Source organism: Pseudoalteromonas sp. Z1A8 (assembly GCF_011378855.1).
GTDB lineage: Bacteria > Pseudomonadota > Gammaproteobacteria > Enterobacterales > Alteromonadaceae > Pseudoalteromonas.
Genome location: NZ_WTLB01000011.1, coordinates 34,650 through 47,541 on the forward strand (window position 1 = coordinate 34,650; position 12,892 = coordinate 47,541).

The following is a 12,892-nucleotide window of genomic DNA, read 5'->3' on the forward strand; positions in this document are numbered from 1 at the left end:
AATTTATCACTAAGGAGTGCGTTATGTTTAAAGCATTAGCTATTGCAGGTTTTTCTTTATCAAGTTTAGTTATCTCTAATGTTGCCCAGGCTAATTGGCAGTTAGTGAATGATAAAAGCCAATTAAGCTTTGTCTCTATAAAAAAGGACTCTGTTGCCGAAGCTCACCACTTTACCAATCTTGAAGGTATGCTTTCTGATAAAGGCGAGTTTAGCGTTAATGTTGATTTAACATCAGCTGAAACCCTAATTCCTATTCGAAATGAGCGTTTAACGGCATTGTTGTTTGAAGCGGCTAAATTCCCCAATGCTGTTTTAACTGCCAATTTAGCTAAAGAGCTGAATAATATTAAAAAGCCTGGTCAATATGTATTGAAAGGCATTAAAGCTGAGCTTGATTTTCATGGTAATAAAAAACCACTGGCTATTGATGTACTTGTTAATAGCACACAAAGTGGCGATTTAACTGTGTCATCATTTACACCTATTATTATTAATAGTGCTGATTTTGGTGTAACGGAAGGTGTTAAACAGCTGCAAAAATTAGCAGGCCTACCTTCAATCGCAACAGCGGTGCCTGTTACGTTTGCAATTACACTTAAAAAGCAGTGATTTCTTTAAGTGAGCTTAGCAAGCAATTAAGCGAGCCAAGCAAACCTTTTGATAGTTGGCAGCCTAACCATTGTGGGGAACTGCCGATTGTCATCAATCATGACGGTAAATGGTTTTACGATGGCAGCGAAATAACACGCCCAGCCATGGTGAAGCTGTTTGCTTCTGTTCTATGTAAAGAAGGTGAGCAATTTTATTTAAAAACACCTGTCGAAAAAATAACAATAACGGTTGATGATGCGCCGTTTATTATTGTTGATTGGCGTTTTGAAAATACAGCGCAAGGGCAGGTGTTGTGTTGTATTGATAATTTAGCTAGACAGTGGTTGGTGAGCGCCCAGCAGCCTTTAGTTATAAAAGACTATAAAGGGTCAAAAGTACCTTATTTAAAGTTACCTTATGGCTGTAGTGCGCGTGTTGCGCGAAGTGTGTTTTATCAGTGGGCTGAAAAAGCCGAGTCTGATAAGCTCGGCTATTTTATTAAATCTGCAGGAAAGCAGTTTTATTTATCGTAACACCAGAAGCTTAAGCTTCTGGGTTAGTTTCGTCTGTGACTACTTCATCAGTAGGTGGTACAGCAATAACTGGCCCTAAAAACCATTCATCTAGCTTTTTAGCAACTTCTGGTAAGCCCGTGCCTTTTAATGATGAAAACGCATGAACTGTAATATCACCATCAAGCGTGCTTAATTCACGACGAACTTGCAGCACTTGTGATTTACGAGGACCTTGCTTTAATTTGTCGGCCTTAGTTAATAGTGCTAATACTGGAATTTCACTACCAATAGCCCAATTAATTAAATCGCGGTCTAAATCTTTTAACGGATGACGAATATCCATTAAAATAACAATACCTTTTAAGCTTTGACGCTTTTGCAGATATTCTCCTAGCGACTTCTGCCATTTCTTTTTCATTTCGATTGGCACTTTAGCAAAACCATAGCCTGGTAAATCGATAAGGCGCATATCGTCAACATCAGCTAAATCAAATGTATTAATTAGCTGAGTACGTCCAGGTGTTTTACTTGTGCGTGCTAGTTTTTGATCGGTTAATGCATTTAATGCACTCGACTTACCTGCGTTGGAGCGACCGGCAAACGCAACTTCAATTCCCGTATCAGCAGGTAATTTAGTAATGTCGGGAGCGCTTGTTACGAAAGACGCAGTATTATATTTGATACGAGATTTGAGCACAGGCTCTCCTAAAACTTAAAAAAATAACGTTGAGTAAACCAAATTCACTCAGGGCGCGTATTTTATACTATAAAGGATGTATTAAAAAGCGTATTTAACCACCTAAAAACAGCACCTATGGTACATTTAAAACATGTTAAAGCTTAATCTAAGTCAAAACCCTGTAAATTATAAGCTTAATATGTGTAGAAAACGTGCCAGAGAATTTATTATCGTGTAGAATATATGTATTACAGCATCACGATTGTAGATGATACAGGGTCGGAAACAGAGAATTCACCATGAAAAAAATAGCACTATCTTTAACAATATTGCTTGGTGCGTTGTCAGCAAGCAACGCAACAGCATTTGATGGCGATGTAAACGCAGGTAAAGAAAAATCAGCAACGTGTGCGGCTTGTCACGGCCCAGACGGTAATGCGCCGGTTAATATTTACCCTAAAATTGCAGGTCAACATCCAGATTATATCCTTAAGCAACTTCAGGATTTAAAATTAGGTATGACGTCAGGCGGCAAAGAAGGGCGTATGGATCCAGTAATGAGCGCTATGGCTATGCCACTAAGCGAGCAAGACATGAAAGATCTAGCTGCTTATTTTTCTTCAATGAACATGTCTGAAGGTGCTACACCTAAAGATGTTGTTGAAGTAGGCGAAATGCTTTTTAAAGCAGGCGACGCAGAGCGTGGAATTCCATCATGTGCAGCATGTCATGGCCCACGTGGTAATGGCTCGTCACTGGCTAAATTTCCAAAGATTTCTTTTCAGCATCCTGGATACATCAAGTCTCAACTTGAAAAGTTCCGTGATGGCACTCGCCACAATGACTTAAATGGCATGATGGGCGACATTGCAAAGAAATTAACAGATAAAGACATTGAAGTACTTTCTCAGTACTTAGGTGGTCTACACTAAAGTCGTATTTATTTAGCAGTTGATAATAAATACACTACAATGTGTTACAAAAAGCAGCTTAGGCTGCTTTTTTTGTGCCTGTAATTAACGATATCACCCTTTTGTATGTAAGACATTGACTATGCTCCGCTGTGAGAAAAGTCTTCTTTTATTTTTAAATGATAAGCTAAGTTATTGTAATTTATTGTTTATGTGTTTTTCCAATGTAATAATTATAATAAAAGTTATATAAATCAGTTGTAACAAAATTATTAACGAGTAAATTAACCCCTGTCGCAAAAACAATAACAAAACGGAAACAGCTATAAGGAAAGTAGCGCGGCATGACTACATAGCACAAGATTGGTGCTACTAAAGGAAATAATAAAAAAGTGTCAGGATGACCGAAAATAATAAAAAACTCATGGAAGTTTAATAATAAAAACAAAATGGAATGTAACAAGGAACGTAAAAATAATAACAATACGGACTGATAATAATAAAAATAATAAAGACTAAAAAAAGTCGAAGGGAGAAGTGTCCAGATAATGGCGCTCAGATTAGCAGGCGGTAGAGATGTTTTCTCTACCGCCTTTTTATTTGTCCTGTTACAATACCCACCGTTTAAAATTAGCGATTAATTAGCTAAGGCGCTTTTAAATGGGAAACCCAACCTCTATAGCGCAAACTGAATTCTTCTGGCTAGGCCAGCACTGCGATGCCCATTAATTTGCGCTTCGCTCAAAACCTCTTAAGTGAGATGATCAAGATATGAGTAGAACTAAAAAGTCACGCAAAAGCCCAGCAAATGGACCTGTTCGTTTAAGCCAAGATAAGCTTAAAGAAATGCGCGCATTAAAAGAGCAGCGAGTTAAAAAAACCAAAGGCGCTAAGCCGGGTTCTCGTAACGCGCCAGATTTACTAGATAGCGAAAGCCATAATGCTGGTCACGCGCCTAAAGATAAGCGTGTGGGCAGTAAAAAGCCAGTGCCATTGATTGCAACTGCGCCAGAACCTAAAGTTGAAATGAAACGCAACTTAAAGCCAACTATTGAGCTTAAAAAAGTAATTGAGCCACAGTTTACACCTGAACAAGAGCTAGAAGCGCTTGAAAATGACGAACGTCTACTTAAATTAGTAGAGCGTCATGAAGAAGGTGAAATGCTAACAGGTAAAGATGCGAAGTACTTTAATAGCCGAATTGCTCGCCATCAGGCGTTATGTGAAATTCTTGGTATTGAAGATGAAGATGAAGACGAGTTTGAAGATGACCTTGAAGATGATATTGAAAGCAAGGGCAGCTCTGATTTCGATCAATACTTATCTGACGATTTAGCTAACGAATGGCTAGATGAAGACGACAAATAGTAAGGGCCAATAATGAGTACTGCGGTAATTTTAGCCTTACTTTTAGGTGCTGCTATAATAGTTGGTTTGGCATTTTATGCGGGTCAGTTGCTGTATAAGTTAAATGCGCAAAAAAAGTTAATTGCTAAAACGCAGGCTGAACAAAAGCAAAAGCTTGAAAAGTCGCGTTTAAAGCGAAATGCTAAACTAGCCGATAGTATTCATTTAATTGCGCGTGCAATGAATGAAGAGCAGTGTGAGTTTTCTGAAGGCTGTTTACGTATTTGGGTACTTATGTCTCAATATGGCTTTGAGAGTGAGCGTGATTTAACGACGCAATATCCTGGCATTTATAAAATGTACCAGGTAGTTAAAGAAATGCCGACACACGATGCACGAAAAAAATACGCTAAAAAAGAGATTTTTAAGCTTGATACAGCTCGCTGGCAAGCTGAAGAAACACTTAAAGATGAAGTTAAAGCCGATTGCGCTAAAATTATCATCGAATTTAAAGCAGCCCCTGGCAGCGATAAAGTAGTTTTTAACTAGCTTTAATTTTTCGAGTACTAAGAAAAAGCAGACCTTGGTCTGCTTTTTTTATGCCGAACAAATTTTAGCTAAATCACTCGTGAAAAACGCGTCGCATTTATTTGTTTTTGTAAATGAGCGTCAAAGCACATACATATAATGCGGATAAATAAGTTGCCTCGCGGTGTTACACTAATTTTATTATTAGTAATAGTTACTAACTCATCTTTAATAAGTGGTACAAGCGCTAATAACGCATCCTCAAAGTAGTCATTAAATATAAGCGCATGCTTTTCGCTAAAGTCTTGTATATCTAACTCAAATTGGCAAATGAGCTGTTTAATTGCATCAGCACGAATAACATCATCATGTGTTAAGTGCATACCTTTATTAAGAGCACAGCCGCTTTGTGTTTCTACGTTATGATAATAATGTTTTAACTCTTTTTGATTTTGTAAAATGGCGGTGCCAATTTGCGAAATTGATGAAACTCCCAAACCTAATAAATCACAATTACCATGGGTTGTATAACCCTGGAAATTACGATGTAGCTTACCTTCATTTTGGGCAACAGCTAGTTCGTTATCGGTTTTTGCAAAGTGGTCCATACCAATAAATTGATAGCCTGCTTGCGTCATCTGCTCCAGCGTATTTTTAAACATGGTGAGCTTATTATGCGCACTGGGTAAATCGGCATCTTTAATTTTACGTTGTGCGGCAAAGCGCTCTGGTAAATGCGCATAGTTAAACACTGATACACGATCAGGGCTTAACTCAATAAGTTGCTCTATAGTTTGCTTAAAGCTCTCTGGCGTTTGTAGAGGCAGACCGTAAATCATATCTGCATTAATAGATTGAAATCCCAGATCGCGAGCTTGTGTAATTAATTGCTTAACCGTATCTGCATTTTGAGGGCGATTAACAGCAAGTTGTACGTCGTCGTTAAAGTCTTGAATCCCAAACGAGACACGGTTAAAACCAAGCATTCTTAAATCAACAAGCATATTATCGGCAAGTGAACGTGGGTCTATTTCAATGCCGCGCTCTGTGGTGCTTGTAAAATTAAAGTGCTGCTCTAAAAGCTTAATTAGACGAGTCATTTGTTTTGCGGTTAAAAAAGTGGGAGTACCTCCACCTAAATGTAATTGCTCAACCGTGTAGCTTTTAAATAAGTGTGCTTGGGCAGTAATTTCTTTTGCTAAAAAGTCGAGATACGTATCTGCTTTAGATTGATGGCGGGTAATTATTTTATTGCAACCACAGTAGTAGCAAAGTTGGCTACAAAACGGAATATGAATATATAACGAAAGTGAGCGACTCGTTGATGATTCTACAGCGCTTAATAGGTCTTGTTGTTGATATCCATCACGCAGTGATAGAGCTGTGGGATACGAGGTATAACGCGGGCCAGACACATTATATTTGTTTATTAGGGTTTGATCCCATTGTGGAAGTTTAATCATCACGCGCACCTAAGTATTTATTTAGGGGGTGATTATAAAAAAGTACGCAGTAAGGCGGTTTGATCTATAACAAAAAAGGTGCCGAAGCACCTTTTTTAATAAAATATCAATTAATGCGGTCTAATTAATACGTAATGGTATGGGCATCTTTGAGATATTGAAATAACTCTTTATAACCTTTACCCGGCTTTTCAGCTTTCGCTTCTTTTGCCGCATTACGAACCAATTGACGCATTTGCTGACGATCAAGAGACGGGAACTGCTCAATGGTCTCATTGATAAGGTCATCGCCTTGTTCAATTAGGTCTGAACGTAGTTGCTCAATTTTTTTGACCAATACTTCAGCTTGGTTATTTTTATTAAGCATTACATCGATAATCGCTCTAATAGCGTCAATGTTTTCTACAGTACGCAACGTTTTAGCGATGTAGTTTAAGTGACGGCGGTACGCGTCACTTTTATTACTTATTTTATCAGCAACCACCATTGCGGCTTTTAAATCGTCATTTAATGGCAGGCGTTCGCGCTGTTTTTTACCCATTTTGGCAATTTCAGTACCTAACTGATGAAACTCTTGCGCTTCGCGCTTAAGCTCTGTTCTTGATACATATTCAATTTCTTCTTCAATTTCAGCAGGCTTGCCTTTTTTCTTTGCCATGGGGTGCTCTTAAATAAAAATAACTTTTGCCATTATACATGAATATGATACTTAGGAATATTAGCTGATGTGATGCATTGAGTGTGTTAGCATTTAAATATAAGAAATGCGTGCATTATGCCTCTAAGGCTCAGGACTTAATTTATGAAAAGCCAACAAAACGATCCAATTTATTCTCAAATATCGCAAGTTAAAGATGCGGTAGCAGAAGTACTCGAACATGCTAAAAAATTAGGCGCTACAGCTGCAGAAGCAGCCATGTCTAGCACGTCTGGGTTATCGGTTAGTACACGAATGGGTGAAGTAGAAACCATTGAGTTTAACCAAGACGGCGGCTTAGGCATTAGTGTATACGTTGGTAATAATAAAGGTTCGGCATCAACCGCTGATTTAAATCCAAAAACATTGCGCATGGTAGTAGAAAAAGCGATTGATATAGCCAAATTTACATCGGATGATCCATTTAACGGCGTTGCTGATAAAGAATTACTGGAATTTAATCCTAAAGATTTAGATTTATATCATCCTTGGGATGTAAGTCCTGAGGAAGGCATTGAGCTTTGTCATGCTGCTGAGCAAGCTGCACTAAATGCTGATGAGCGTATTGTTAACTCAGATGGCGCAAGCTTTTCATCGCATCAGGGGCTACGTGTTTATGGTAACAGCCATGGTTTGATAACGGGCTTTCCGCGTACTCGTCATAGCATTAGTACAATGGTAATAGGTCAAGATGGCGAGCAGATGCAACGCGACTCTGCTTATACTGTTGCGCGCGACCAAGCGGGTTTAAATGACGCAGCGGCAGTTGGGCTTGAAGCCGCAGCTGAAACGCTCGCTAAATTAAATAGTCAAAAGCTAGGCACAATGAAAGTACCTGTTATTTTTAGAGCCGATATTGCAAATTCATTATTTGGGCACTTAGTATCGGCAATTGGTGGTGGCGCACTTTATCGTAAATCAAGTTTTTTACTTGATAGCTTAGGCACACAAGTATTTAGTAATTGTGTGAATATTGCCGAGCGCCCACATATTTTAAAAGGGTTGGCATCATCACCGTTTGATAGCGAAGGTGTTAAAACATTCGATAGAGAAATTATTCAAGGCGGCGAGCTACAAACGTATTTATTAGCAAGTTATGCTGCGCGTAAAATGAATATGACCCCTACAGGGCATGCCGGCGGTATACATAACTGGTTAGTTGAGCAAACTCATAACGATTTAACAGCGCTATTAAAAACGATGGGCACTGGCTTGTTAGTGACCGAGCTAATGGGGCAGGGTGTAAATACAGTAACGGGTGATTACTCTCGTGGCGCTGCTGGTTTTTGGGTCGAAAATGGTGAAATTCAATATCCTGTAAGCGAAATTACCATTGCTGGTAATTTAAAAGATATGTTTAAAGGCATATCTGCTATTGGTGGTGACATAGAGCGCCGTGGTGGTATTCAAACCGGCTCAGTATTAATAGAGCAAATGCAAATAGCCGGCGCTTAATATAAAAGCGACTTTTTAAGCCAAGCATTAAAGCGCTTGGCTTAAGTATGCTTTATTTAAATTTACGAGGTGTAAAATGGCAAAAGATAGATATGCACCAAAACCGCTAACCGATATTATGGCGGGGTTAAATAATCGTTTATCGGCTTATGCAGGCAAAAGCCAAGCACTTGATACACAGCAAACACTACTTAAAGATTTTTTAGGTCCTAAGTTAGGCGATAAATGCCGAGTAAGTAATTACCGAGACGGTACGCTAATGATAGAGGCGGTGTCTGCACCTATCGCGCTTAGGCTTAATTATTTAAAAATGGATATGCTTTCACATTTTAGAGCTGCCGGAATGGCAGAGCTCGGGCAAATAAAAATCACAGCAAATCCGCAAGCAACTCAACGATTAAGTACTGCGAATAAGTCGGGCAGTCCTGCAGTTACCAACTCTCGTAAAATGAGTGAGCAAACAGCTGATTACTTAAACGCGATAGCATCTTCGGCCCCTCCTTCTTTAAAAGAAAAACTAGAGCGTTTAGCGCTTCACGGAAAAAATAAAAGTTAGCCTTAACTACCCACCATTTTGTCATTGGTAGGGCTATTTTTGCAGCTCACCGCATTCAAAATACTTTGTTACATATTCCATTTTATTGTTGGCCTAATGAGGTTTATGATACTGCGTAGGCTTTATATTGATTGAAGCTCTTTGATACCCATTCCATTAAGTAAAAGCGTGTAGGCAGTGCTATTTTTATTCCTGCTATATTCAAGAATTTAATGGAGTTGGTATTAAGTTCTAACTAACAAACGGAATCATTATGAATAAAGTAACAATGGCCGCTGCGAGCATTGCGCTTGCACTTGGTTTAGTAGGTTGTGGTGAAAAACAACAAGAAGCTAAAGTAACCGACGCTCCAGTAGTAACAGCACCTGCTGAAAAACCACTAGAGCTTGGTATTGAATTAGCCAATATGGATAGTTCAGTACGTGCACAAGACGATTTTTACTACCATGTAAACGGTGAGTGGCTAGCAAAAACTGAAATACCGGGTGATAAATCTAACTACGGTTCTTTCTCGCAGTTATATGATGAGTCGCAAAAAGCGATGAAAATAGCCCTTGAAAGTGCAGCCGCTAACAAAGCCGCTGCAAAAGGCAGCGATGAGTACAAAATCGGTGCATTTTATAAAAGCTACATGAATCAAGCTGCTCGTAATGAGCTAGGTATTACGCCATTACAACCGTCATTAGATACAATTGATAGCGTTAAATCTAAAGCTGATTTAGTGGGGTTAATGGCTAAAATTCAAAAACAAGGCGGTACTTTACCGTTTGGTTGGTTTGTAAATAATGATGCTAAAAACTCAAGCGAGTATGCACTGTACTTATCTCAGTCTGGCCTTGGTTTACCAGATCGTGATTATTACTTAAAAGATGACGAAAAATTCACTAAAATTCGAGCTTCTTACGAGCAATATATTACTGATGTTTTAGCAAAGTCAGGCGTTAAAAATGCAGCAGAAGCTGCTAAGAGCGTACTTGCATTTGAAAAAACACTAGCTGATGCACAGTGGAGCCGCGTGCAAAGCCGTGATGCAACTAAGTCTTATAACAAGATGACAGTAGCAGATGCAAGCAAGTTGATGGGGGACCTTGATTTAGCTGCATTCTTTAAAGATGCTGGTGTGAGTGCAAGTGACATTATTGTACGCCAACCTAGCTATTTAGAAGCGCTTGCTACTATTTACAAAGACACTGATTTAGCAACGTGGAAAAACTACTTAAAATTCCATTTTGTAAGTGGTTATGCAGAGCTACTTAGCGAAGATTTAGTTAATCTTAATTTTGACTTTTACAGCACAACACTTCGTGGCGTAGAAGAACAAGCACCTCTTTGGAAGCAAGCGGTTGATGCATCTAACAGTGTACTTGGTGAAATTTTAGGTAAGGTATACGTTAAAGATAACTTCCCGCCAGAAGCTAAAGCACGCATGGAAGAGTTGGTTGATAACGTAATTAAAGGTTACGGTGTTGCTATTGAAAACCTTGAGTGGATGAGCCCTGAAACAAAGCTTGCAGCGAAAGAAAAACTAGACAAATTCACACCTAAAATTGGTTACCCAGATACGTGGAAAGACTACTCTGAGCTAGAGATTAGCTCAGATGAGTTAGTAGGTAATTACATCCGTTATAGCGAATGGGCATACGCAGACATGATCGCAAAATTGGGCAAACCAGTTGATCGTTCTGAGTGGCACATGACTCCGCAAACAGTAAATGCGTATTACAACCCAGTAAACAATGAAATTGTATTTCCAGCCGCAATTTTACAACCGCCATTCTTTAATTTAGAAGCGGATGATGCAGTAAACTACGGTGCAATTGGCGCAGTAATTGGGCATGAGCTTGGTCATGGTTTTGACGACCAAGGCGCTAAATACGACGGTGACGGTAACTTACGTAACTGGTGGAGTGAGACTGACCTTAAGCAATTTGAAGAGCGTACAGCGGCTTTAGTTGCACAGTATAATGAATATAAACCTTTTGAAGATGCAAGTGTTAATGGCGAGCTAACGCTTGGCGAAAACATTGGTGACTTAGGTGGCTTAACCGTTGCGCATAAAGCATATATGCTGTCTTTAGGTGATAAAAAATCACCAGTGATTGATGGTTACACAGGCGATCAACGCTTCTTTATGGGTTGGTCACAAATTTGGCGTCGTAACTATCGCGATGAAGAGTTACGTAATCGTTTATTAACAGACCCTCATTCACCAAGCCACTACCGTGTAATCGGTATCTTGTCGAATATGCCTGAATTTTACGAAGCGTTTGACGTAAAAGAAGGCGACAAAATGTATATCAAACCAGAAGACCGTGTAAAAATCTGGTAATTACATTTTATAAATAACAAAAACCAGTAAGTCTTTAGCTTACTGGTTTTTTTGTATCTTGAATTTGTAAATAACCTGAACTATGGATAATAAATCTATCTCAAGCAGCTATTTTCAGCGCTAACTGCGTTGAATTTACTTGCAATAGGCCAGCTATTGACGCGTAAATTCGCCTTGTTTTCACTAAAAATATCTGGCTAGAGAAAATAAATTTAAATATCACCATGATTCAATACGTTAATAAATCTCTTAACCAGAGTCCAGGTTAAATAAGCTTTAGCTCATCAAGCGCTCATGCATCCACTGCTCGTTACTGAGTATGTTTTTATAAAGTGCGAGTTGGTTTTGTGCTCGCTCTAAATTATGATCTGCATGAGCCACTTTAAAATAAACATCGTTATTTAAGTAATCAGTCAAAAAGCGCACACTGAGCATGAGCGGCATTATTTTAGCGCCTAATAATAAGCTTTCTCGCTCTAGTGTACTCATGCTACTTTTTAATGGTGCTACATAGCCTTTAACAATGGCTGAAAATATATCTTTTCGAATAACAACGTTGTGTAAGTTTGTTGAATCCTCAGCTTCGGGGGAGCAAAATGTACGTACCATGTCACCAAAATCATAAAGCCAAAACCCAGCCATACAGGTATCTAAATCAATAACCGCTTTTGCTTTATGGGTTGTACTACAAAACAACATATTATTTATTTTTGTATCGTTATGGCAAACCCTAAGCGGTATGTGCTGGGTAATGTTATTAAGTTCGGTAATTAAATGCTGCTGCGATAAGCAATATTTTATTTCGTCAGCGCAGTGCTTTACTCTATTAATTATATTGTTAGTGATTGCGGTATTTAGTTGCTCAAAGCGCATAGCTAAGTTATGAAAATCAGGAATGACAGTATGCAGTTGTTGTGCATCAAAATCTTGTAAAGCATTAGCAAATACGCCAAAAGCGTAAGCTGCTTGCTCACTCTGTTGCGCATTTTTAATAACGTCTTCGCTGTAGCTGTTACTTATATAATTTAGTACACGATAGTGTTCGTTATCTATTTCTATTAAGTATTCGCGGTTGTACGTGGCTATATGCTTGATTACTTCAAGAGGATAATTGTTTTGTAGTTGTTTAGTATTTAAATGCTGCTCAATTAGTTGTGCATTACTAACTAGCTGAGCAGGGTGTTTAAATACTTCGGTATTAAGTTTTTGCACAATGAACTGCTCATCAGTATTTTTAAGTAGCCATGTGCTATTTATATGGCCGCTACCAATCACACTAAGTTGAGTAAACTCAGGATTTAAAGCGAGTAGCTCACTTAATTTATACTGTACAGACGTGTGCATTGTGACTCACTTAATTATGCGTATCGGGCAACTATCTTTTCGATAATTTCAGCATTCGCTTCAGGAAAGTCATAATTTTCTAATTCACTAATGGCTACCCATTCACTAGGTTGCCCTTCAGCGCCATGTGCTTCGCCGCTAAAGTTACTAACTACATGTACGTCTAGCTTAACGCATTTATCGCCGTAGTCATGTTCAATAACCATAAGTTGACTAGAGCTGTGAATTGTTAGTCCAACTTCTTCAATAAGCTCGCGCTTAAGCGCAACAAAAACACTCTCGCCTGCTTCTACTTTACCACCAGGAAATTCCCATAAACCGCCTTGATGTTGTTCAGCTGCGCGTTTACAAATGAATATAGCGTTATTTTTCTTAATAACACCAACAGCTACATGTACAATTTCTATAGTCATTACTTTAAAACTCCATAAAAAAAGCGACGCTAGCGCCGCTTTTTAATAAGCTAATGACAATA

Annotated in this window: 13 protein-coding genes; 8 read left to right on the plus strand and 5 right to left on the minus strand. The window is 38.7% G+C overall.

Annotated features, from left to right (window positions below):
* Positions 1-23: 23 nt before the first annotated feature.
* Together GQR55_RS06265 and GQR55_RS06270 are read left to right on the plus strand one after the other, a co-directional pair.
* On the plus strand, positions 24-611 hold the full coding sequence (locus tag GQR55_RS06265) for a YceI family protein (protein ID WP_166419901.1): 588 nt from the start codon (positions 24-26) through the stop codon (positions 609-611).
* A complete protein-coding gene (locus tag GQR55_RS06270) occupies positions 608-1,126 on the plus strand; it encodes a DUF1285 domain-containing protein (protein WP_166419902.1) in 519 nt (172 codons plus the stop codon). Before GQR55_RS06265 ends, GQR55_RS06270 begins: the two co-directional genes overlap by 4 nt.
* 10 nt (positions 1,127-1,136) lie before the next feature.
* On the opposite strand, the gene yihA is transcribed toward GQR55_RS06270, so the two are convergent.
* Positions 1,137-1,805, minus strand: coding sequence for a ribosome biogenesis GTP-binding protein YihA/YsxC (gene yihA / locus GQR55_RS06275; protein ID WP_008165591.1), 669 nt, complete (start codon positions 1,803-1,805; stop codon positions 1,137-1,139).
* A 281-nt stretch (positions 1,806-2,086) separates the two neighbouring features.
* Between yihA and GQR55_RS06280 the strand changes: the two genes are divergently transcribed.
* The 3 genes from GQR55_RS06280 (at position 2,087) to GQR55_RS06290 (ending at position 4,594) form a co-directional block, all read left to right on the plus strand.
* A complete protein-coding gene (locus tag GQR55_RS06280; RefSeq protein ID WP_024600405.1) occupies positions 2,087-2,719 on the plus strand; it encodes a c-type cytochrome in 633 nt (210 codons plus the stop codon).
* A gap of 750 nt (positions 2,720-3,469) precedes the next feature.
* Entirely contained in the window at positions 3,470-4,066 is a 597-nt protein-coding gene (gene yihI, locus GQR55_RS06285; RefSeq protein ID WP_166419903.1) for a Der GTPase-activating protein YihI, read from the plus strand.
* Positions 4,067-4,078: 12 nt separating this feature from the next.
* Positions 4,079-4,594 (plus strand): DUF2489 domain-containing protein, encoded by a 516-nt coding sequence (locus GQR55_RS06290; RefSeq protein ID WP_166419904.1) that lies wholly within the window; start codon positions 4,079-4,081, stop codon positions 4,592-4,594.
* 68 nt (positions 4,595-4,662) lie between these two features.
* Here GQR55_RS06290 and hemN read toward each other — a convergent pair whose 3' ends face one another.
* Positions 4,663-6,036, minus strand: a complete 1,374-nt coding sequence (gene hemN, locus GQR55_RS06295) for an oxygen-independent coproporphyrinogen III oxidase (protein ID WP_166419905.1) — start codon at positions 6,034-6,036, stop codon at positions 4,663-4,665.
* 124 nt (positions 6,037-6,160) lie between these two features.
* Positions 6,161-6,694, minus strand: a complete 534-nt coding sequence (gene yjgA / locus GQR55_RS06300) for a ribosome biogenesis factor YjgA (protein ID WP_166419906.1) — start codon at positions 6,692-6,694, stop codon at positions 6,161-6,163.
* Positions 6,695-6,838: 144 nt separating this feature from the next.
* On the opposite strand from yjgA, the gene pmbA reads away from it, so the two are divergent.
* The 3 genes from pmbA to GQR55_RS06315 all read left to right on the plus strand — a co-directional run bounded on the left by pmbA (position 6,839) and on the right by GQR55_RS06315 (position 11,073).
* Positions 6,839-8,188: a metalloprotease PmbA gene (gene pmbA / locus GQR55_RS06305; protein ID WP_007582066.1), complete on the plus strand. Its 1,350-nt coding sequence runs from the start codon at positions 6,839-6,841 to the stop codon at positions 8,186-8,188.
* A gap of 76 nt (positions 8,189-8,264) precedes the next feature.
* On the plus strand, positions 8,265-8,744 hold the full coding sequence (locus GQR55_RS06310; protein ID WP_166419907.1) for a DUF721 domain-containing protein: 480 nt from the start codon (positions 8,265-8,267) through the stop codon (positions 8,742-8,744).
* A 253-nt stretch (positions 8,745-8,997) separates the two neighbouring features.
* Positions 8,998-11,073 carry a M13 family metallopeptidase gene (locus tag GQR55_RS06315; protein ID WP_166419908.1) on the plus strand — a complete coding sequence of 692 codons (2,076 nt, stop codon included), beginning with the start codon at positions 8,998-9,000 and terminating at the stop codon, positions 11,071-11,073.
* 276 nt (positions 11,074-11,349) lie between these two features.
* Here the strand turns inward: GQR55_RS06315 and GQR55_RS06320 are convergent, their stop codons facing one another.
* Both GQR55_RS06320 and mutT read right to left on the minus strand, forming a co-directional pair.
* Positions 11,350-12,417 (minus strand): phosphotransferase, encoded by a 1,068-nt coding sequence (locus tag GQR55_RS06320; protein ID WP_166419909.1) that lies wholly within the window; start codon positions 12,415-12,417, stop codon positions 11,350-11,352.
* 14 nt (positions 12,418-12,431) lie between these two features.
* Positions 12,432-12,830 (minus strand): 8-oxo-dGTP diphosphatase MutT, encoded by a 399-nt coding sequence (gene mutT, locus GQR55_RS06325; RefSeq protein ID WP_166419910.1) that lies wholly within the window; start codon positions 12,828-12,830, stop codon positions 12,432-12,434.
* Between the last annotated feature and the right edge of the window lie 62 nt (positions 12,831-12,892).

Excerpts from the sequence above, each read along its gene's own strand:
- GQR55_RS06310 (WP_166419907.1), top strand. The coding sequence starts at position 8,265 with ATGGCAAAAGATAGATATGCACCAAAACCGCTAACCGATATTATGGCG.
- GQR55_RS06320 (WP_166419909.1), bottom strand. The coding sequence starts at position 12,417 with ATGCACACGTCTGTACAGTATAAATTAAGTGAGCTACTCGCTTTAAAT.
- GQR55_RS06265 (WP_166419901.1), top strand. The coding sequence starts at position 24 with ATGTTTAAAGCATTAGCTATTGCAGGTTTTTCTTTATCAAGTTTAGTT.
- GQR55_RS06280 (WP_024600405.1), top strand. The coding sequence starts at position 2,087 with ATGAAAAAAATAGCACTATCTTTAACAATATTGCTTGGTGCGTTGTCA.
- GQR55_RS06290 (WP_166419904.1), top strand. The coding sequence starts at position 4,079 with ATGAGTACTGCGGTAATTTTAGCCTTACTTTTAGGTGCTGCTATAATA.
- yjgA (WP_166419906.1), bottom strand. The coding sequence starts at position 6,694 with ATGGCAAAGAAAAAAGGCAAGCCTGCTGAAATTGAAGAAGAAATTGAA.
- mutT (WP_166419910.1), bottom strand. The coding sequence starts at position 12,830 with ATGACTATAGAAATTGTACATGTAGCTGTTGGTGTTATTAAGAAAAAT.
- yihI (WP_166419903.1), top strand. The coding sequence starts at position 3,470 with ATGAGTAGAACTAAAAAGTCACGCAAAAGCCCAGCAAATGGACCTGTT.
- pmbA (WP_007582066.1), top strand. The coding sequence starts at position 6,839 with ATGAAAAGCCAACAAAACGATCCAATTTATTCTCAAATATCGCAAGTT.
- hemN (WP_166419905.1), bottom strand. The coding sequence starts at position 6,036 with ATGATTAAACTTCCACAATGGGATCAAACCCTAATAAACAAATATAAT.
- GQR55_RS06315 (WP_166419908.1), top strand. The coding sequence starts at position 8,998 with ATGAATAAAGTAACAATGGCCGCTGCGAGCATTGCGCTTGCACTTGGT.